Annotated in this window: 20 protein-coding genes and 5 pseudogenes; 9 read left to right on the top strand and 16 right to left on the bottom strand. The window is 67.7% G+C overall.

The features are described from left to right. Positions 1-183: 183 nt before the first annotated feature. The 5 genes from ACH4UM_RS21610 to ACH4UM_RS21590 all read right to left on the bottom strand — a co-directional run bounded on the left by ACH4UM_RS21610 (position 184) and on the right by ACH4UM_RS21590 (position 3,902). Positions 184-1,269 carry an integrase core domain-containing protein gene (locus ACH4UM_RS21610; RefSeq protein ID WP_398181593.1) on the bottom strand — a complete coding sequence of 362 codons (1,086 nt, stop codon included), beginning with the start codon at positions 1,267-1,269 and terminating at the stop codon, positions 184-186. 288 nt (positions 1,270-1,557) lie between these two features. Continuing rightward, entirely contained in the window at positions 1,558-2,148 is a 591-nt protein-coding gene (locus ACH4UM_RS21605; RefSeq protein ID WP_398181590.1) for a hypothetical protein, read from the bottom strand. 16 nt (positions 2,149-2,164) lie between these two features. Next, the gene (locus tag ACH4UM_RS21600; protein ID WP_398181587.1) at positions 2,165-3,202 is read right to left on the bottom strand and encodes a WXG100 family type VII secretion target; all 1,038 of its coding nucleotides are present in this window, start codon (positions 3,200-3,202) and stop codon (positions 2,165-2,167) included. A 20-nt stretch (positions 3,203-3,222) separates the two neighbouring features. Beyond that, positions 3,223-3,513 carry a DUF6317 family protein gene (locus ACH4UM_RS21595; RefSeq protein WP_398181584.1) on the bottom strand — a complete coding sequence of 97 codons (291 nt, stop codon included), beginning with the start codon at positions 3,511-3,513 and terminating at the stop codon, positions 3,223-3,225. Continuing rightward, positions 3,510-3,902 carry an SAV_915 family protein gene (locus tag ACH4UM_RS21590; protein ID WP_398181582.1) on the bottom strand — a complete coding sequence of 131 codons (393 nt, stop codon included), beginning with the start codon at positions 3,900-3,902 and terminating at the stop codon, positions 3,510-3,512. The genes ACH4UM_RS21595 and ACH4UM_RS21590 overlap by 4 nt, the downstream gene beginning before the upstream one ends. A 475-nt stretch (positions 3,903-4,377) precedes the next feature. On the opposite strand from ACH4UM_RS21590, the pseudogene ACH4UM_RS21585 reads away from it, so the two are divergent. The 4 genes and pseudogenes from ACH4UM_RS21585 to ACH4UM_RS21570 all read left to right on the top strand — a co-directional run. Continuing rightward, a pseudogene (locus tag ACH4UM_RS21585) lies at positions 4,378-5,024 on the top strand (MFS transporter); the annotation flags it as partial. A gap of 261 nt (positions 5,025-5,285) precedes the next feature. Then, a complete protein-coding gene (locus ACH4UM_RS21580; protein ID WP_398181579.1) occupies positions 5,286-5,942 on the top strand; it encodes a CatB-related O-acetyltransferase in 657 nt (218 codons plus the stop codon). A 5-nt stretch (positions 5,943-5,947) separates the two neighbouring features. Continuing rightward, positions 5,948-6,834, top strand: a pseudogene (locus ACH4UM_RS21575) (virginiamycin B lyase). A gap of 67 nt (positions 6,835-6,901) precedes the next feature. After that, positions 6,902-7,171 (top strand): YciI family protein, encoded by a 270-nt coding sequence (locus tag ACH4UM_RS21570; RefSeq protein ID WP_398181576.1) that lies wholly within the window; start codon positions 6,902-6,904, stop codon positions 7,169-7,171. Between the two features lie 1,179 nt (positions 7,172-8,350). Here ACH4UM_RS21570 and ACH4UM_RS21565 read toward each other — a convergent pair. The 5 genes and pseudogenes from ACH4UM_RS21565 to ACH4UM_RS21545 all read right to left on the bottom strand — a co-directional run. Then, a pseudogene (locus ACH4UM_RS21565) lies at positions 8,351-8,479 on the bottom strand (site-specific integrase); the annotation flags it as partial. Between the two features lie 60 nt (positions 8,480-8,539). Further along, positions 8,540-9,100 carry a hypothetical protein gene (locus ACH4UM_RS21560; RefSeq protein WP_398181574.1) on the bottom strand — a complete coding sequence of 187 codons (561 nt, stop codon included), beginning with the start codon at positions 9,098-9,100 and terminating at the stop codon, positions 8,540-8,542. A gap of 112 nt (positions 9,101-9,212) precedes the next feature. Then, on the bottom strand, positions 9,213-9,560 hold the full coding sequence (locus ACH4UM_RS21555) for a fasciclin domain-containing protein (protein WP_398181571.1): 348 nt from the start codon (positions 9,558-9,560) through the stop codon (positions 9,213-9,215). A 557-nt stretch (positions 9,561-10,117) separates the two neighbouring features. Next, positions 10,118-10,695 (bottom strand): annotated as a pseudogene (locus ACH4UM_RS21550) (IS5 family transposase); the annotation flags it as partial. After that, complete coding sequence (locus ACH4UM_RS21545) at positions 10,659-10,859, bottom strand: hypothetical protein (protein WP_398182088.1); 201 nt, start codon at positions 10,857-10,859, stop codon at positions 10,659-10,661. The pseudogene ACH4UM_RS21550 and the gene ACH4UM_RS21545, both read right to left, overlap by 37 nt. A 237-nt stretch (positions 10,860-11,096) precedes the next feature. Between ACH4UM_RS21545 and ACH4UM_RS21540 the strand changes: the two genes are divergently transcribed. The 3 genes from ACH4UM_RS21540 (at position 11,097) to ACH4UM_RS21530 (ending at position 13,125) form a co-directional block, all read left to right on the top strand. Next, entirely contained in the window at positions 11,097-12,026 is a 930-nt protein-coding gene (locus ACH4UM_RS21540) for a transposase (RefSeq protein WP_398181568.1), read from the top strand. A 487-nt stretch (positions 12,027-12,513) separates the two neighbouring features. Further along, positions 12,514-12,822, top strand: coding sequence for a transposase (locus ACH4UM_RS21535; protein WP_398182085.1), 309 nt, complete (start codon positions 12,514-12,516; stop codon positions 12,820-12,822). 90 nt (positions 12,823-12,912) lie between these two features. Then, complete coding sequence (locus tag ACH4UM_RS21530) at positions 12,913-13,125, top strand: hypothetical protein (RefSeq protein WP_398181565.1); 213 nt, start codon at positions 12,913-12,915, stop codon at positions 13,123-13,125. Between the two features lie 89 nt (positions 13,126-13,214). Here ACH4UM_RS21530 and ACH4UM_RS21525 read toward each other — a convergent pair whose 3' ends face one another. Beyond that, positions 13,215-13,943 (bottom strand): rhomboid-like protein, encoded by a 729-nt coding sequence (locus tag ACH4UM_RS21525; protein WP_398181562.1) that lies wholly within the window; start codon positions 13,941-13,943, stop codon positions 13,215-13,217. 254 nt (positions 13,944-14,197) lie between these two features. Here ACH4UM_RS21525 and ACH4UM_RS21520 point away from each other — a divergent pair, with 254 nt between their 5' ends. Continuing rightward, complete coding sequence (locus ACH4UM_RS21520; RefSeq protein WP_398181559.1) at positions 14,198-14,875, top strand: hypothetical protein; 678 nt, start codon at positions 14,198-14,200, stop codon at positions 14,873-14,875. Between the two features lie 450 nt (positions 14,876-15,325). Here the strand turns inward: ACH4UM_RS21520 and ACH4UM_RS21515 are convergent, their stop codons facing one another. After that, positions 15,326-16,135 carry a zinc ribbon domain-containing protein gene (locus ACH4UM_RS21515; protein WP_398182082.1) on the bottom strand — a complete coding sequence of 270 codons (810 nt, stop codon included), beginning with the start codon at positions 16,133-16,135 and terminating at the stop codon, positions 15,326-15,328. Positions 16,136-16,785: 650 nt separating this feature from the next. Between ACH4UM_RS21515 and ACH4UM_RS21510 the strand changes: the two genes are divergently transcribed. Continuing rightward, entirely contained in the window at positions 16,786-17,127 is a 342-nt protein-coding gene (locus tag ACH4UM_RS21510) for a hypothetical protein (RefSeq protein WP_398181556.1), read from the top strand. A gap of 105 nt (positions 17,128-17,232) precedes the next feature. On the opposite strand, the gene ACH4UM_RS21505 is transcribed toward ACH4UM_RS21510, so the two are convergent. The 4 genes and pseudogenes from ACH4UM_RS21505 to ACH4UM_RS21490 all read right to left on the bottom strand — a co-directional run bounded on the left by ACH4UM_RS21505 (position 17,233) and on the right by ACH4UM_RS21490 (position 19,373). Next, a complete protein-coding gene (locus tag ACH4UM_RS21505; protein WP_398182079.1) occupies positions 17,233-17,799 on the bottom strand; it encodes a transposase in 567 nt (188 codons plus the stop codon). Beyond that, positions 17,715-17,993 carry a winged helix-turn-helix domain-containing protein gene (locus ACH4UM_RS21500; RefSeq protein ID WP_398181553.1) on the bottom strand — a complete coding sequence of 93 codons (279 nt, stop codon included), beginning with the start codon at positions 17,991-17,993 and terminating at the stop codon, positions 17,715-17,717. The genes ACH4UM_RS21505 and ACH4UM_RS21500 overlap by 85 nt, the downstream gene beginning before the upstream one ends. A gap of 60 nt (positions 17,994-18,053) precedes the next feature. Beyond that, positions 18,054-18,614, bottom strand: a pseudogene (locus tag ACH4UM_RS21495) (helix-turn-helix domain-containing protein); the annotation flags it as partial. A gap of 213 nt (positions 18,615-18,827) precedes the next feature. Continuing rightward, complete coding sequence (locus ACH4UM_RS21490) at positions 18,828-19,373, bottom strand: hypothetical protein (protein ID WP_398181551.1); 546 nt, start codon at positions 19,371-19,373, stop codon at positions 18,828-18,830. Positions 19,374-19,479: the final 106 nt, after the last annotated feature.

The raw sequence follows: 19,479 nt of genomic DNA, 5'->3' as shown, positions 1-19,479 counted from the left end.
GCGGCTTGGATGCGTTGTGCGATGTCGCCGAGGCTCTCAGTGATCGCCTTGATCTGGTCGCCGGTGAGGGGTGATTGCTTCTTCCGGTTGACGGTGGGCAGCGCGTCGAGCTTCTTGTGCGCTGCGTCCTTGTCCCGCTGCGCATCGTTGATCCTGTGGGGCTCGGAAAGTCATCGATGCAGCTCAAGCGGCGTATCTATACTCGTTGATGACCCCGCCCAGGACGCGGGTGCGTAGGAATCTCTGCGCGTGGGGGACGTGCCCGGCAGCGGGCTGGTCCTGAGCCTCGGACGGTAGTTGGTTTCGGGCCTGGTGCGGTCGATGCCTGTTGTAGTGGTGCTGGTACTCGGCGACGACCTGTCGGGCGTGGACCTCGTTCATGATCAGAACGTGGTCGAGTGCCTCCCGGCGGATCGTGCCGATCACGCGCTCGCAGTGAGCGTTCATCCGCGGCGCCTGCGGCGCGCTGAGCAGCATCTCCATCTCCTCCGCTTCGAAGACGGCATCGAAGGAGCTGGTGTACTTGCTATCGCGGTCGCGAAGGGCGAAGCGCAGGGACTCGACGCGGGTGCCGAGATCCGCGGCGAGGTTGCGGGCCTGCTGGGTCGCCCACTGTGCGGTGGGGTGGGCGGTGACGTCGGTGAGGTGGAGTCTGCGGGTGCCGTGCTCGAGGAACACCAGCGCGTACAGACGCCTGCCGGTCACGGTGTCCAGGTGGAAGAAGTCCGCGGCGATGATTCCCTCCGCCTGTAGGGTGAGGAACTCGCGCCAGCTCGGACCGGAGCGACGCGGGGCCGGGCCGATGCTGGCAGCCTGCAGGATCTGCCACACTGTTGAGGACGCGATCGGGTGCCCCAGCCGGGCCAGCTCGCCCTGGATACGGCGATGCCCCCACCGGGGATTATCACGCGCCAGGCGCACGACCAGCTTCTTGAGCGCGGCAGCGGTGGGCGGTCTACCGACGTGTCGGCGTCGGCCGGAGTAGTCCCACTTCCTGGCGATCAGCCTGCGGTGCCAGGCCAGCAGCGTCCCCGGTGTGACCGGGAAGACGCTGTTCCAGCGGCGGCGCGGTATCAGCGACGACAGCGCGGCCAGCCAGAACCGGTCGCCGGGCTCGTAGCGGATCGGACTGGTGAGTTGCCGTCGCAGCACCGCGTTCTCGTGCCGCAGCACCAGCAGTTCGGCATCTTTGGCGGTGTCCCGGCGCAGCAGTGCTGCCGACACGGACAGCAGCGCACGGGTGGCCCGGTACAGCAGCGAGGTAATCACCCGTGCAGCATCTCAGTCACTGCCGATGGCTCGGCACACAGGCTCCCACCTGCAGCGATGACTTTGCGAGCCTCACAGGCAGCGGGCTGCATTTTCCGCCCGCACCGCACCCGCCCCCGCAGGGCATTAGGACCCCCGTGCGTAGGGCGTGGGGCGTGTTACGGCTGTTGTGTGGCGATCTGTCATACCTCCAAGGGCCGAGAGGGCCAGCTGGCGCCCGCCCGGGCTGCGCGAGCCGGTCAACTGGGCGGCGACACAGACGGGTTGGGCAACCGGCCCGGCTCGCGCTCAGCGGCGTCCGTGGCGGCGCTCGGCCCGGTTGCGGGGTGGGAGCGGTCGGGCGGCCTCCGCCCGCTCCTCCTGCTCGCGCACCCGGTGCTCGTAGTCCTCGCGGGCGCCGATCTCGGCGGCGGTGCGGCGCGCGAGCGTCGGGGCGGCCCAGGTACCGATCGCCCAGGCGACGGTGGCGGGCAGGACGGGCGCGAGGAGCAGCAGTGTCCAGCGGCCGCCTGCGGCCGAGGCGGCGTTCCTGCGCTGCCGGGAACGGTGCTCCCGCCATGCCTGTTCGGGCGTGGGGATCTCCACCGGTGCGCGCCGGGTGCGCACGAAACCCGCGACGAGGCTGAGCAGGCAGGCGACCGCCGTCACCGCGTACACCGCGGTACGTGCGGAGTGAGGCACCCCCACCGCTTCCCAGAACCCCGCGTAGAAGGCGGTCACGACGAGCCCGGCGAACAGCAGCAGGGCGAGCTGGAAGCAGCCATGTGCGATCCGGCGCAGCCAGTACCCGGCGCCCCGGTCGAACCAGGTGGTGCCCAGGTGCGGAATCGCCGCCGGCTCCACCTGCTCTCCGGGGACGCCGTCCGCCGTACTCTTCATGTCGTCCCCACCAACATCAGAAGATCTTGTGCCACAGCGCCTTGGACTTGTCACTGATCCAGTGACCGGTGCCGGTCACCATACCCTCGCCCGCGTGCCACGCCTGGGCCCCGGAGTGGCCGATGCCGTACAGCGTGCCCACGACCGCGCCGTGGTCGTCCCAGTCCTCGCTCCAGTGCTCGTGGAACAGCTTGTCGGCAAAGGTTCCCACGCCGACGACGACCGCGCCGCCGACCGCGGCCGTGGCGACCATATGGGAGCTGCCGTTCTCCAGCCCGGCCAGCCGCCCTTCCAGGCTGTCGAGTTGGTCGGCGGCGGCCTGCCACTCCCCGCGCAGCTTGAACGCCTTGGGGAGGTTCGCGTCCGCCGTCCGGAACCTGGCCTCCTCGTCCTTCAGCGCGGACAGCGCCTTGTCGTGCTCCTCCTGGGCGTGCTTGACGTCGTCGGCCATGTCCAGGCCGAGCGCCCGGTCGCCCTCCGCCCCAGCGGTCCACAGGCCGCGCAGGTAGTCGGCGACCACGATCTTGTCGCCCTTCTGCATCGGCTCGCTGGGGTCTATCTCGGCGTAGAGCTGGCCGATGCGCTTGGCGGCGAGGAGCCGGGCACGCTGGGCCTGGTGCATCAGCTCCGTGTAGAGGGTGGTGTAGTCGTTGTTGTCCTTTGTTGCCTGCTCCTCCTTCTCGGAGGGCGGGTTGTTCGTCGCGAGGGGGATGGGCTCCCCCTTCGGCCCCATGGACACGCCCTTCTTCTGGGCGACATGGGCGGCGTTCTGCAGTGCCGTGTTGGCCGAGGACAGGTTGGTGGCCAGGTCGGTGAGCTCCTTACCCACCGCGTACACCAGTTCGGCGAAGCCGCCGGCAGTGATCGCGTCCTTGGTCCAGGCGGCCTCGAACTTCTCGGCGGCCTCGCCCTTCCAGCCCGCGTCCTTGACGAGCTTGTCGACTCCCTTGCTGAGCGGTTTGACGATGTCGTCCAGGTGCTCCTTGGCACCGGTGAGGGCGGTGCCCATGGCGGCCAGACCGTCGATGTCGCCGCCCACCCAGGAATCCGTCACAGCTTGTGTCCCCCGTCTCGCTATCCCATCAGGTCTTCGAAAAGCCCGTGCACATCGATGTCGCGGTGCGTCAAGTGCTTGACCGCGGCGTCAAGGAGATCCCCGTGCTCTTCGATCCGGCCGGCGAGTCTGGCATGCAGACCGGAGATCGCGTCCATCATCGACCGGATCGTGTGGTCAAGACCGTCATCGCCCGACTTTGCGACGGCGGGACTCACGGAGGTGTGGAGTTTCGCGTAGGACTTGGCCTCCGTGTGAAACGTGGACGCCATTTTTGTCACGTCCGACGTCACGATTTTCAGGTCGGTCACTGGACTGCCTCCGTGTAGGTTCTGACGTCTTCGGCGCTCCAGACCCGTACACCGGGCGGGAGTTGCGGGTCGACGCGAACCGGGCCGAGCCCGTTGTCGTGCATCGCCCGGGCGAACCATCCGATGGGCACCGCCACCCACGGCTGCGCGTCGCCGAGCGCGGCGACCAGCTTCGCGGGGCTGGTGAACGCCACCGCCACCGGGTTTCCGTCGGCCCCCTGGAGGAGTTCGAAACCTATCGCGGGGCGGCGCCCTGGATCCGCGGCGTACCGCGGGTGTGCGGGGACGAGTACCTCCGCGTCCGGTTCGATCGGTGCTTTCGGACGCTCGGCGGGCGGCGTCAGATTCCGGTCGTAGCCATCGAACGGAGAGGAATATGAAGTAGACATGCGCACCTGGGATCGACACCGGCCGTCGGTGTGATTACGGAATTCCGACGCCCTCTTGTCACTTTACGCGCAGTCGAACACAGGGGAACGCGAGGCAGAGCGACGTCCCGTCAAGGTTTACCAAAAAAAGGCGAGTTGGCAGCGTCCTTTTACGCAGACAAGTCAATCCGTGCCATTTTGACTACTGGTAGGCAATCCGCTGGAAAGAGCGTGAATCGCATTTTTTGCCCTGTTGTAGCAGGTACTGCAGCCGGAGATCTTGTGACGGAGCCTGCGTGGTGTCGTTGACCGGGCATGATGCTGGGTGTGACCTCTGAGCAGAGCAGCCGGGTGGGATGCTGAACTGGCCACCTTGACCGGTTCGTTGGGGTACTTGTTCAACCGCCCGGAGCCTCGGGCGGTGTTCGCGCAGTTCATTGAGGGGCTGTTGGCGGAGCTGCCGAAGAAGAACGGCTGGACGCTGTCGGAACGTGCCGCCATGGTCGTGGTGGGGTTCGCGCTCATGGGCCCGTCGTTCTTCTTTTCCCAGTTCTTCGTGCACGCACGTCCAGGGCAGCTCAATCCTGCGCGCCGGCCTGCGGACCCTGCCGGTATCCCTCGCCATGGTGATCGTCAGCCCGTACGCGGGCCGGCTCGCCGCCCGGTACGGCTTCCGCATCGTGGTCACCACCGGCCTGGCCCTGGCCGGCCTGGGACTGCTGGCGCTCGGCATGGTGCAACGCCGACACCGGCTACGCGAACGTGTGGTGGCGGCTGGGACTCGCCGGCATCGGCTTCGCCCTGACCATGTCCCCCCTGACGGGAGCCGCCATCCAGGCAGTCAGCCCGCAGGAAGGCGGCCTCGCATCAGGCATCAGCAGCACCACCCGGCAGATCGGCGCGGTGCTCGGCGTGGCAGTGCTCGGAGCCATCGTCCGCACCCGGCAATCCGGGGGCGCCTCCTTCGAGACCGGCCTCAACAGCGCCTTCCTCGCTGCCGGCACCGTCACTTTGGCCACCGCCGTGTTCACCGGCCTGTGGCTGGCGAGGTCCAAGCCCGCGGAAGGCTCCGCGGCGCCGCAACGTTCCACCGATGCAGATGCGGTCACCACATCGAAGGAGGCATCCGTGAACAGCCGTTGACCATGACAACCGCCTCGGCCGGGAGAAGCGGCTGCGCGCCGAAGCGTCGACATCACCATGCCGCTGCCGAGGACCCCTGGGCGAACGCTACGTCCAGGTCACCGACCCCAGCGGCGTGTTCGTCCAGTTCATCGAGTGAGTCACCCCGCCCCTCCCCGAGAACACCTGAAGCCCCATCGGGCCATGGTGATCCGAACCTGGGCCGGCGACGCCCCACAGGGACCTGTGCGACATCCCGCAGCCACGCAAAGGACCCCGACCTTGTCCCCTGACCCGACCACCGTGCACCCGCTGCCCGCCCACGAACGCGTGGTGTTCCTCAACCCGCTGGTCACCTCACCGAACATCACCGTGGGCGAGTACACCTACTACGACGACCCGGGCGGCGCCACGGACTTCGAGCACCGCAACGTCCTCTACGCCTACGGCCCGGAGCGCCTCGTCATCGGCAGGTACTGCGCGATCGCCTCGGGAACCACCTTCCTGATGGCCGGCGCTGAACATCCGACGATGGGGGTGTCGACGTACCCGTTCACCATGTTCGGCGGCCGGTGGGCCGAGCAGACGCTGGACGTCGTCACCGCCATGCCCAGCCGTGGCGACACGGTCATCGGCAACGATGTCTGGTTCGGGTACCGGGCGACCGTCATGCCCGGGGTACGGATCGGTGACGGTGCCATCATCGCGGCCGGCGCCGTGGTCACCGCCGACGTCCCGCCCTACACGATCGTCGGCGGCAACCCGGCCAGGCCGATCCGCCGGCGATTCGACGACGCCGACGTCGAGCGGCTGCGGCGCGCCGCCTGGTGGGACTGGCCCGCCGGCCTGGTCACCGAGCACGCCCGCACCATCATGGCCGGAACCCCCGCCGACATCGAACGCATCGCCACCGAGCACGGACAGGGGAAGTCCCTTTGAACCACGTGACCCGGGTATCCATCGAAGAGCACGCGGTGGCCGACATTGCGGCCGGACCTTACGCCCTCACCACGGGACCGGACGGCGCCCTGTGGTTCACCCTCGTCCACAGCGGCCGGATCGGCCGCCTCGTCCCCGGCGACGAGCCGACGAGCCACCGGCTCGCCCCCGACAGCGGGCCGACCGTCATCACACCCGGCCCGGACGGCGCGCTGTGGTTCACCGAGTACCGGGCGGACCGGATCGGGCGGATCGCCACCGACGGCGTCGTCGACGAATTCGACGTGCCCACCCCCGGCTGCGGGCCGTTCGGTATCGCGGCGGGGCCTGACGGCGCACTGTGGTTCACCGAGACCGCCACCGACCGCATCACCGTCGACGGCAGCGTCACCGAGTTCCCGCTCCCCGTCACGGGCGCGTTCCCGTCCGCGATCACCGCCGGTGGCGACGGCGGGATGTGGTTCACCCTCAACCAGGCCGGCGCCATCGGCGGTATCGACATGAACGGCGCGGTCACCCTCCACTCCCTGCCGACCGAAGCGGCAGGACCAGTGGGGATCGCCGCAGGCCGCGACGGAGCGCTCTGGTTCGTCGAGATCGCCGCCGGACAGATCGGACGGATCACTCCCGACGGACGGATCACCGAATTCCCGCTGCCCGACCGCGCCGCCCGTCCGCACGCCGTCACCGTCGACGGGCAGGGCGCCGCCTGGTTTACCGAATGGGGCGGCAACCGCGTCGGCACGATCACCCTCGACGGCTCCGTCACCGTCCATGACCTGCCCACTCCCTGCTGCGGCACGGCATCACCGTTGGTCCCGACGGCGCCCTGTGGACTGCGCTCGAGATCGGCGCGCTCGCCCGCATCGCTCCGGCGGGCAGCGCCACCTGAACAGACCCTCCCCCTTTCACCTACCGCCAACAGCGGTCGCTCGCACGGCGGCCGGAGAGGAAGTTTCATGAAATACGCACTCGTGATCTTCGAGACGGACGAGTCGCGCCGCCGGGTCCAGGCCGACCGGGCCGCATACCGCAAGGCATACGAGGGCTGGATCGGTAGCCTCGCCGCGGCCGGGAAACTGGTCGGCGGCGAAGCCTTGGAGACCGAGCACACCGCTCCCGCGACAGTGCGCACTGCGGCAGACGGGACGACGACGGTGACCGATGGACCCGCGCACGCCGGCGAGGAGACCCTCGGCGGCTGGTTCATCGTCGAGGTGGCCCCCTGATGTTCATCGTTACGCAGACCGAACTCAGTGCCCTTCCCCGCGCAGCGCAGAGACCGTGACTGCAGCGGCAGTTGGGAGTTATGGCGGGCAAGAGGCGGAAGTTTGACGGGGTTCCGTGAGGGTGGTGCCTGTTGAGTCGGCACGGAGCGCGGTGCCAGTGAGCCGTTTTCGTGCGCCCAGCAGAACAGGAGGTGACACCGTGACGTAGCGGTGTTCTTGCTGTTCGGAAGCTCGTCGTCGCCTGCCGGTGGAAGTCCGGTCCGGGTAGCTGCCACGAGGCCCGGTAGCAGGCTGGCGGCGTCGGAGGGAAACGTCCGGCGTCGAAGCCCAGCGTCAAAGGCCCTGCAAGGGGGAGCGACGATACGGTCCGTAGCATCACGCGAAGCCTGCGGCGTCGTTACTCAGCCACTCTTTCGGGTGGAACGAGGGAGTGCCGGGCCCTTCGAAATCGGGGTGAAGGCCATGGAAGCGGTGAAGATCCTGGACGGGCAGCCGTGAAGGACTCCCCGGCGTATGGGGCGCGGAACGTATCGAAGGTGGCGACGGGAACTGGGGAGGCCCTCCCCGGCCCGGCGAAGCATTTGATGCCGCCAATCGGGAGGCATCGTGGGATCGGGCGAGAAACGCTCTCGAAGCCGCAGCCGCTCTTCTTGTGTCGGGCGAAATGAGCCAGGCTCTGGTTGACTTTCGAGACTTTCTCGCTCGCAACGAGTTGGAGCTCGCATTCGATGAGCTAGTTACGATCGGTGATGACCTGGAGCTGGATATCAGGTTCTGGTTGCTGCTCGATTCTGCAGCTCGCGAAATGCGGCTATATTCGGCGGCGCTAGATGGACCGCACCTTACGAGTGCGGATCTTTGCAGGCGCCATATCGCGGTTCATTCGGAGTCGTCGGCCTGATAGGAACAGCACCTGCAGAAACCCAAGGGCCACGCCGGAGCGAGTCGTTCCGGCGTGGCCCTTGGACGCTTTGACGGCAACGCCAGCGGACAGGTTCTGCACTTGGCGGGCCGTCAGGGCTCTCGTGGGTCGCGGAGGGCGTTGCCAAGGGTGTTCGGGCTTGGCGCTGGAGGCGGAGCCGGACGTGGGCATACACGGCGGCGGTCACGCCGATGTGGGCGTGCCCGAGTGGTGGTGAAGCAGCAGAACGGATCACGGGAGTACGCCTTGGCGATGCGGGTGAGCTTGTCGGCGGGTTCCTTGCGGGTGATGCCGTAGACCCGGACGCGTTTGCGGGTGCCGTCGGTGGCGAGTACGTAGCTGGCGGCTTCCCAGCGGCCGTTCTTGCGCTGGTAGACGGTGCCTTCGCGTCTTGATCAACAAGTATGGCGATATTGGCTGGGCTGACAATCACGACTACACCAAGATCATGCCCTACTTCCCGCATCCATAGCTTTCCGTGAATTGGCTATCTGGTCGAAGAGTGTCGGGAACTTCGCGTCCCGGTCCCGGATCAGATACTTGACGGTGGTCCGGGCGTCCTCCAGGTCCATCACCAGGTTTCGTGCGGCCTGGCTCACCCATTGCGCGGTGGGGTGCGCCGTGGTGCCGAGGATTCGGATACGGTGGGTGGCGTGCTCGATGACCGCGAGGATGTACTGGCTTTGGCCGGTCAGGGTGACGGTCTCGATGAAGTCGCAGGCCAGGAGTGCGTCGGCCTGGGAGTGCAGGAAGTCGGCCCAGGTCGTGGCGGCCCGGTCGGGTGCGGGGTCGATGCCCTGGTTCTTGAGGATCTCCCAGACGGTGGAGGCGGCGATGCTGATGCCGGGGGTGGCCAGTTCGCCGTGCACTCTGCGGTAGCCCCACGACGGGTTCTCCCTGACCAGGCGCAGGATCAGGATGCGGATCGAGCGAACGGTGGGCGGGCGGCCCGGCCTCTTCGGTCGGCGGTGCGGGCGTGGCGCTGCTTGATCAGGTCGCGGTGCCATCGCAGTACGGTGTCGGGCTGGACCAGCAACCGGAGCCGATGCAGAACCTGGCGCGGCAGCGGCACCAGCAGAGCGGCGAGTGAACTTCGCCTCGGAAGACCGAGCCTTCCCGTTAGGACGGGGGCTGCAGGACGGTGTCGATGACGTAGATGGTGGCGTTCGCGGCCTTGATGTTGCCGCAGACGATGTTCGCCTTACCGTTGACTTTGAAGTTGGTACCCGAGCCCGACGTGGTCAGTTTGCTGCCCTCCACCGTCGTGAAGGAGCCTTTGGAGAGTTCGTTCGGGGTGATCTGCTTGTCCACGACGTGGTAGGTCAGTACCTTCTTCAGCTGCCCCTGATTGCTGAGCAGTGAGGAGAGCTGCGACACGGTCACCTTCTGGAACGCCTGTTGGTTGGGAGCGAAGATGGTGACGTGGGGTTTCCCGTCGAGGGTGCTGCTCAGCTTTGCCCTGACCACGGCTGAGACTAGCTGGCTGAGCTGCGGGTATGCAGCCGCAGCCTCTGTGACCTTGTCCTTGGCCGTGTCGGCCTTCTGGGAGAGCGCCGAACAGCCGGGACCGAACGTCCCCGACGGGCTAGGAGACGCACTTTCAGCATGGCTTTGTGACGCCAGACCGCCAAGAGCGAGTGGGACGGCGACCGCAACTGCCGCCGCGGCCTTTGCCGTACGTATGCGGGAGGACCTCATCGCAACCTTCCGGTAAACCCTGGTGAGGTTTGGACTGCGGACGTCTTGGTTTCCGCCGGGCGGGACAGGAGCGGCTCCTGCGCCCGGCCCTTGGGCCGACATCCCGGCCACTCAGCGAGCGTAACCAGCAGGGGCTGGTGCCCGCATCTCGAAGCCCGGACCCGGTGAGCGCCATATCGGGCGATGGTCGCCTGAGCAGCCACCGTGGTCCGCCTCGCACGGCAAGGAGTGGGGCGCTCCAGCCGGTGATCCACCGAAAAATCAGATGGTCGAACTCGACGTCCAGCTGTCCTTGTAGCCGCGGGAGGCGGCGTTCAGCCGCTTCTCTAACAAAGGCGTCGGACGTGTCTGTAGGTGATGAGGCAGGTGGCGAGGCCGAGGAAGGCTTCGTGGATGTCGTCGCGTCGCTCCCAGCGGATGCGCAGGCGGCGGAAGCCGTGCAGCCAGGCGATCGTTCTCTCGACGACGTAGCGGAAGATGCCCAGGCCGGAGCCGTGTTCCTGGCCGCGTTCGGCGATGACCGGGCGGATGCCGCGCTGCCACAGCAGGCGCCGGTATTTGTCGTGGTCGTAGCCCCGGTCCGCGAACAACATGTCCGGCCGTCGCCGGGGCCGACCAACGGTCCCGGCGACGGCGGGGATCTTGTCGAGCAGGGGCAGGAGTTAGGTGACGCCGTTGCGGTTGCCGCCGGTCAGCGACACCGCGAGCGGGATGCCCTGGGCGTCGACGAGGACGTGGTGCTTGCTGCCCGGCCGTGCGCGGTCGACCGGGCTGGGACCGCTTTTAGGCCCCTGCGGGCCGCCCGCACGTGGGAGGAGTCGATCACCGCCCGCGACCAGTCCAGCTTCTTCGCCGCCCGCAGCTTCTTCAACGGCAGCACATGCAACTGCTCCCACACCCCTGCTCCGCTATCTGCACATGCACGGCCTCCAGTTCGTCCGCGGCACTCTCGCGCACCTCGAAGGTGAGACGAAGGCCCTCGGTCACGAACGTGGCCCCTTCAATGTCCTCGCGCCGCACCCGTACCTCACGGCCGTCGTCCCCGTCGATGTAGCCGTAGCCCCTCACCTGATTGAACCACCGGACCACACCGCTGACCCGCTCGCTCACTCCCCCGTGTCTCCTTCAAGCGTCATCCGGGTAGCCAACTGGCCCCCGTTACATCCTTTTCCCCACTCATATGGGGGCGCACTCCGCACCAGGCGAACGGCCAAGCGCCTTCTCAGCTTGACTCTGTCGGGGATCTTGGAGTTTCGCGGTGCGGCAGCGTGGTCAGCGGGCATGCTCGGGTAGTTCCGATGACCGATGCAGTTGTCGAGGTGCCCGTTGTCCCTCCGTCCACGTTCCGGTGAGCAGGTCCCGTCTCTGACTGCGCAGGTCGCGCGGGCGAGCAACCCGGGTGGCACGACGGCGATATGGGTGAGGGACCGGCTGGACGGGCTGTGGCATGACGAGGACTCCGCCGACTGGTACCCGCGTGACGGGCGTCCGGGTCTCTCGCCTGCTCAACTGGCTACCGTCTGTGTGCTGCAGTTCCTGCTCGGCCTGTCGGACCGGCAGGCCGCGGAGGCGGTCCGCTGCCGCATCGACTTCAAGTACGCGATGGCCATGGAGCTGGATGACCCCGGGTTCCATCACAGCGTGCTGGCCGATTTCCGCGATCGTCTCGCCGAAGGCAACCGTGCTGACCGCCTCCTCGACCTCGCGCTGGCTCGCCTCAAGGAGGCCGGCCTGGTGCACGAGCGCACCACTCAGCGCACCGACTCCACCCATGTCCTGGCCGCGGTGCGTGACCTGACCCGCCTGGAGCTGATCACCGAGGCGGCCGCGCCGCACTGGAAGAGGCCGCCGGCACCTCCCCACACCTGCTGGACGAGCTGGTCGATGAGGACTGGGGGCGCCGCTACGGCCGACCGGTCCGCCTGGGCAAGAACCCCACCAAGCCCAAGACCAGGATCCTTGCCACTGGAAACGACGCCGTCCGGCTCCTGGAACACCTCTACCGGCACGGAGCAGACCGCACGTCCGGTCCTCGTGTCCAGGCCCTGCGCCAGATCATGGTGCAGAGCTACCACCGTGACGCCACAGGACACCTGCGCTGGCGCACTGCCCAGAAGGAAGGCGGACCCGCGCTGCCGCCCTCATCCTGGGCGATCATCTCTCCCTACGACACTTCGGCCCGCTACGCACGGCACGGACACATCATCAGCTGGAAGGGGTTCTCCGCTCACCTGACCGAGACCTGTGCCCCCGACGGCCCCAACGTGATCACGGACGTGGTCACCACCGCGGCCACCACCCATGAAAGCAAGGTCCTGCCCGGCATCCACACCCGCCTCTCCCGCCGCGGACTTCTGCCCGCCGAGCACCTGGTCGACGCCGGCTACACCTCCCTGCCCCACCTGGAACAAGCCACCCGTGAACACCAGGTCACCGTCTCTGGACCACTGCGGAGTAACCCCACCCGTCAGCACCGCCGGGACGAGGGCTTCGCCCGGGACGACTTCCACATCGACTACTACCGTCAGCAGGTCACCTGCCCCCAGGGCCAGGTCAGCCAGGGCTGGCACGGCCCCTACCCGACCTCCTCACCCACAGCGGCCCCGCTGATCGTGGCCAGGTTCACCAAGAGCCAGTGCCAGCCCTGCCCGGCGCGCACCCAATGCACCACCTTCCGCGAAAGCACCCGCACCGTGGGCTTTCCCCATGAGAACTCCGCGACCTGCAACTTCGCATCCGCACCGAGCAACAGACACCCGAGTGGAAGACCCGCTACGCGGTCCGCTCCGGAGTGGAGGGCACGGTCAACGAGCTCGCCCACGGATATGGCATGCGACGTTGCCGCTACCGAGGGCAGGGAAAGGCCCACGTCCAGCACGTCCTGACGGCCATCGCCGTCAACATCGAGCGCCTCAGCGGACTGCCACCAACCGAAGAAGCCCCCACGCCCCGCCGGCCGACCGCCTTCCAGAACTACCTCGACCAGCGCGAGATACCCCGGCCGAAGTCCTGGCGAAACCTGGGCAGCTGACCTCGGCGGCACCAAGATCCCCGACAGAGTCAAGGTTAGTAGTCCCGGGCGCGTTGCCGGCCGGTGGTGCCGTAGGGAGTCCAGACGGAGGTGTCCGCGTCGGTCCCGACGTACCCGACACTGGGCGACGACCGCTTCTTCCCCCTGCTGCGCGGCTGGCACCAAGCCCACCGCGGCAGCAGCGCCGACACCGCTGCGTTCATCGCTCACGCCGGGCGGTACTCGCCGACGGCGGTCGAGCCGCTGCTGCACTCCTGGCTCCACGAGAAACAGCTTCCACCCATGCCACCCGCGCCGTCCTGAGTCCGGCCCCAGTGCGCGTCGAGATCGGCCGGCAAAGCCCCTGCGGCGACACCGGTGCCTGTGCGTGTCGGCCTGGGACGGCGAACAGGTCAGCACCCGCCGTTCGGGACTGCTCCTGGCGTACCCGGCGCACCGACGCCCTCGTTCCCCACCGGGACCCTGCCGCTCGCCGCTAGGGCGCCGACCGTACCCGGTGTGACGGGCGTCGTGTGTACCGGGCGGCCGGACGGGGGGCGTAACCACGCCGCGCGGGCGGCGAGGGAGCCCAGTGCGAGGGAGGCCAGGTGGCCGACGTCCGCTAGTTCCTGGTCGTACAGCAGCGCGGCCGTCAGCGCCGCGGCGAGCAGAGGGAGACCATAGCGGCGGAGCTGGCCCACGGTGAGACCGAGCAGGCAGGCGGCGGTCGTCACCAGACCGTAGCTGATGCCCACGTCACGGGTCCGGGTGGGCACGCCTGGCAGATGGGCGACGTGCATCAGCCAGAGGGCGCCCTCGGTGATCAGGGTCGCGGTGAGGTGACCGAAGGCGAACACTCCGCACGCGCGCAGCGTCCCCCAGCGCCACTCGGCGCATCCCAGGACCCCGGCCACCGCGGCGATACCGACCAGGGCCGGTACACCGTCGACCACCAGACCGCTGGTGAACAGGGTCCACCACTTGCCGACATCCAGGTGATGGACGTTGCTGCTGTTGTGGCGCATGAAGCGGGCACGTTCTGCTGCCGGTTGTACCTTCAGCCACCATGCAGTGAGCAGGAGGGCCGTCACGTATACGGCGGTGCCCGGTACCCGCCGTCTCAACGTCTTCACAGCCCTCATCTCCCTCCTTTCGTACGCCCTTGACCTGCGCTGGTCACCCGCGCTCGGGCGCTTACGGGCGATGTGCCCGCTCTCCTCGGGAAGAGACCGTCGGCCAACGCGTCTGGTTCCGACGGCGGCCAATATGAGAGGTGTTCTCACCAAGCGATGCTGTAGTGCTCCGCATCGACCAGTGGCCCGAGAGGCGCGGGAAGGAGTTCGCATGGGGGGAAGGCCGGACGCAAGGGTCTGCACGGACGCCGTACGGTAGCGACGTGGCTCGGGCGATGGTCAGTCGGCGTGGGGCATTGGCCGCGATGGCGGCCGCCGCGCCCGCGGTCCTTGCGGGCTGTGGCGGCAAGCACAAGCGCGATGCCGCGTCCGATCCCTCCGATGCGCCGGCTTCCAGGGCCCCGGTCGCCGACAACACCACCATCATGGTCATCCGGCACGGGGAGAAGCCGAGCCGGAACGAATCCGGCATCGACGAGAACGGCCGTCCGGACGCCAAGTCCCTCACCCGGCGTGGCTGGGAACGGGCCAGGGCATTGCCGGCGCTGTTCGACCCGCCCAGGGGCCGGCCCCTGAAGCCCGGCATCGTGCGTCCGCGGACCATCTACGCCGCCGCGGACCGGGGCCCACTCGCCGGCGCCCACCGGATGCGGGAGACCGTCACCCCGCTCGCCCGGCACATGGGCATCACAGTGGACACCACCTATGCCGAGTCCCAGGAAGCCGCACTGGCCGAGGCCGCGCTCTCCGCTCCCCGACCGGTCCTGATCTGCTGGGAGCACTCGCGCATCCCGGCCATCGTCGAGGCCCTCGGCGCGTCGCGCAGCGGCGCGCCCGCGGCGTGGCCGAACCGCTTCAACCTGGTGTGGGTCTTCACCCACACCCATGGCTCCTGGGCCTTCCGTCAGGTCGGCCAGCACCTGCTCCCCGGGGACGCCTGAGAATCCCGCGCGGGGTTCGCCGCGCGGGCGGGTTGGCTGCGCTCGGTGTTCCGTTGGACGTCGGGCCGGGGGGATCGCGAGGTGTCTGCCACATCGGGGGCCGGCGCGCTGGGGACATCTCGCCGGCCCGGTCTTCCGCCACGGTCCGGGTCGACAGGGACATGTGCCGGTCATCGCTTCCGAGGGCCGGCGCGTCGGCCGTGGACTCTCTGTCGTCCTGTCGGGGAGACCCCGCTCACCCCAATTCGGCACCCGTCGGTATGGCAGGCGGCGGACTTGGTACTGGTCCAGGCCGTACTGGTCCTTCGTGCTTTGGGCCGTAGCGCGTTCCCGGACACCGGCTGCGCTTAGGTTCTTCTTTTGCCCTCGCATGTCGTAGAGCGCGGACGTGTCCCGCCCGGCCAGCAAGATGCCCGACCATGCCGGGGCGGGGCGCTGCCGAGCGGGCCGTCACCACCGCCGACAACCGGGCGGTCCGGTGTCGACCTTGCCCGGACGCCCCTGTACCAGGCCCGCCAGGCCGCTCCGAAGAACGGCGGCGAGGCCGGGGAAGAGCTTCCCTTGCGCCACCACGACCGTATCGCCAGCCGTCAACTCCCCCCTCGGACACAATGATTGACGATACGGTGACGAGGGCCTCGACCTTACGGTCGCGGTCCTCGTTGCGTGTTCGTAGCTGATGGTGATGCCCAGGGCGTCGTAGAGCGGGCCTTTCTTCTCGGCGGCGGCGGTCTGGATGCGCTGTGCGATATCTCCAAGGCTCTCAGTGATCTGCCGGATCTGTCGCGCATCGAGCGGGGATTGCTTCTTCCGAGCGACGGCGGGGTGCGCGTCGACCTTCTTCTGCGCCCCGTCCTTGTCCCGCTGGGCCTCGTTGATCCACTGGGTGACGACGGCGGGATCGGCTCCGGCGTCGAGGGCTGCCTGGTAGCGGGCGAGCCGTTGCTCGCACTCCTTGATCGCCTGACGTGCTTGGGCCTGCTCGGGGGTCTGGGGCTCTGCGGTGCTTGCTGCGGCGCTGGCGTGGGTGAGCGCTTCGATGGTGGCGGTGAGCCGGTCGGGGGCGAGGGCCCGGGCGATCCACGGGTCCAGGGCCTGGCAGACGATGTCTTCGCGCAGGTTGATGGTGCGCGGGTGGGTGAGGCCGGGGTAGAGGGCTTGTTCCTGGTCTTTGAATTCGCAGCGGTAGTAGACGTGGTTGCGGATGGTGGCGGGCTGCATCTTGCGCCCGCACAGGCTGCACCTGACCCGTCCGCGCAGGGCGTAGGGGCGTGCGCCTTGCTTTCCGGCGCGTTCCTGCCGTCCCTGATTGCGGGCGCGCTGTCTGCGGAGGGTTTGGACGGTATCGAACCGGTTGGGGCTGATGATCGCTTCGTGGGCGGGTTCGTTGGAGCGGATTGGCTAGCGGCCACCCGGGGTGACCCGCGGGACAGCCCAGGCCACGCGCCCCGCTGGGGCCTGCCGGACTTTCCCGGGGTGCCCATCACGGATTCTGCGCCGGTTTGCCCCGGGTCACACCAGGCCGGAGCAGTGCCGCAAGGCGTGCGGGAGCACATCACCGCGCACCACGCCTCGTCTGCACCCTCGGGTGTTGGCCGAAGGCTGCGCAGTGGGACAGGCGGTCGGGACCCGGGCCGGTGGTGCCGCGGAGCCCGGGAGCCGGCTCAGCCGGGAGCGGCCTCGGGTTCTACGAACGGGATCACGAATCGCCAGCAATCCATTTTCGAACAGGGCGAATTGAAGTCACCTATCTGGGTGGCGCCTTCCGGGTTGGGGTGTGAGTGGCGTGCGGTTGGCAAGGTCAAGGCACTGGAAGCCCCTGGGGTTCTCTTACGTCCCGTCTGCGTGAGTGCAGGCAAGGGATGGGGAGCTCCGGGGGAGGGCGGTAAAACGAGAGGAAGTCACCCGTCGTGAAGAAGCTGCTTGTCCCCGCCGCTGTGTTCATGGGCCTGATCCCGGCCGTTCTGCTGGGGGGTGCCACCACTGCGTCCGCTACAGGCCACTACAGCTGCAGCAACGGCCTCGCCAACGTAGTCACCTGCAACGCCACGGACGTCGGCCCGGTGATCGTGAAGATCACGGGGAGCCGGACGCTGACCGACAACGAGCTCAGTGTGCTGGAGAACAACCTCAACAACGCCGCCGTCAACGTGACAGCTCTGAAGAACGTGACGGTCGACACCTACAAGTCCTTCAACCCCAGCGTCACGATCAAGAACATCAATGTCTGCATCGCCTCGGTCTGTAGCTAGGTAAACCCACGATCTACCCAAACACCTAGCATGTCCGAATGCCGGGTCCCTGGATATCGAATCCAGGGACCCGGCATTCGGGAGTGTCTACCTGACTTCAGCTCGTCAGGGTGAGGGTGGGTTGTCGAAGGTCAGGCCGGTGCCCGCTATGAAGCCGTCGAGAGTGTGGGGCCTGTACTGCAGGCGCTTGAGCCGGTTGCGGACGAGGACTTCGAGCCGGTCGAGGGCCATGGCGGCGAGGTTGGCCAGGCTGCGTTTGACGTGTGCCCACACGCCCTCGACGGGGTTGAGGTCGGGTGAGTAGGCGGGCAGCAGGAACACCGTCAGCCATTCACGTTCGGCGATCAGCTCGCGCACGGCGTGGGAGACGTGCGTGTTGAGCCGGTCCCACACGAGGACGATCGGCGCCTTGAGGAGCTGGTGGACGCCGTCGATCAGCGCGATGAAGTCGCGTTCGCCCATGCTGCGGCGCTTGCCTTTGCCCGCGGGGTGGGTGCGCAGGCGGTGGCACAGCCGGGTGCGGGAGCCGGGCCGCATGGCGATCAGTCCGGCCACCGACAGCCGTCCGGAGCGTCGTCCGCTGACGGTCACGACCGGGGTGCGGCCGCGCCGGCCCCAGGTGCGTCCTTGGGGCGACCGCCGGGTGAAGCCTGCCTCGTCCTCGAAGCAGATGTAGCCGCCGCAGGCCGCCCGGGCTCTTTTACCTCGGCCCAGGTCGCCTCCTTCCATACGGTGACGGCCGTCTCGTCGCGTTCGGCGACCCGGCGCGCGGGGATCTGCGGGCTGAAGCCGAGCCGGTGCATCAGCCGCGTGGCCCCGGAGACGCTGCAGGCAATGTGAAACTTCCTGCCGATCAGCGTGGCCACCCGGGCGGCCGTCCACACCTGGTCCTCCACCCAGCCGTGCGCGGCCGGGTCCTGCTACGTTTCGAAGAAGTCGCAGGCCGGCAGTGCATCGGCTTGGGAACACAGAAAGCCCGCCCAGGTACTCGGGGCCCGCTCGGGCGCTGGGTCGATGCCCGCGTCCTTGAGGATCTCCCAGACGGTCGACGCCGCCACCTTCACCCCGAGGACGAGCAGTTCGCCGTGCAGGCGCCGACAACCCCAGTTCGGGTTCTCCCTGGCCAGACGCAGTACCAGTGCTCGGATGGAATGCACGGTATGCGGCCGGCCGCCTCGCTTGGGCCGGGACGCGGCGGCGTGACGTCGGGCGATCAGGTCGCGGTGCCAGCGCAGCACCGTGTCCGGCCGGACCAGCAACCGGATCCGCCGAAGCGCCTCTCGCGGCAGACCGTGGAGCAGTGCGGCGAGGAGCGCCCGGTCACCCGCGTCGAATCGCACCCGCTGCCCGCTCAGTTGCCTCTCGAGCACGGCGACCTGGTGGCGCAAGGCCAGGATCTCTACATCCTTCTCCCGGTCACTCATCGGCAGCAGTCCCAGCAACGCGAACGCGTTCGTCACGCCGAGGTATGCCAGTCGCAGCAGCACGACCACCCATCATGTCGCGGTGATCGTGCTCACGTGGGCGCATGCAGACGTCCACCGCGTCACGACGCTCAGACACCCGCGACAGCTGCTCCCACCTGCATGGATGAGGTATTCGGCAAGGACACCATTCTTCCGTCGGCGGTGATCGCTGCCGCAAGCACAGAAAGCCCCACCAGAACTGAAAACTTCTGGCGGGGCTTCCCAATTACTCGGTCACGGAAGCAATGGGAAAACTTGCCCCCATGACCTCAGCCGCGACTCCGATCCTTTCCCAGGTGCCAATTTTGCGATGGCTAGTCCTGGCGTCAGAAGGTTTTTGACGATCCGCAATCTTCGCATGTGCGTTACGCTGCGAGCACGCCAATCGCTCGACAACACATTAGCTTCTTCGGCGGACATGGGAAGCTCGCGAAGGAGAAGCTCGATGAGCCGGCCCGGATCAAGGATGTCCACATGATTGCTCGGTGGGACTCTCTGAAGCAGATCGAGTGACAGGTTGAGGCGACGAATCACGCTTTCGCTGTGATCGATCGCCCCCGTGGCTACTGCCTTCTCGAGGACATGGGCGAACGCGACCGAACACGTGCCCCGCAACTCCATCGGCAGGTCCTTGAAACCCTCAGTGAGGCGCATCGTGAGCAACTCGACGACACCTAGCCACTGACCAGGTTCCAAATCAGGTTCTGCTGGGGCCTGTGAAGCCAGGACCTCGACGAGACGGTGCAGATCGAGCGATACCAGGTCATCGAAGTTGTTCATCAGAAGTGAACCCCGGCAGCCGCAAACGCATCTCTACCGAGTTCGAGGCTCTCGCTGGACGGCTGGAAGTGACCGCTGTGGTTGTTGATGTCCAAGCCGATGTACC

Origin of the sequence: Streptomyces sp. NPDC020801 (assembly GCF_044334385.1) — a bacterium.
Classification (GTDB): domain Bacteria; phylum Actinomycetota; class Actinomycetes; order Streptomycetales; family Streptomycetaceae; genus Streptomyces.
This window is presented reverse-complemented; position numbering and strand designations above follow the sequence as displayed.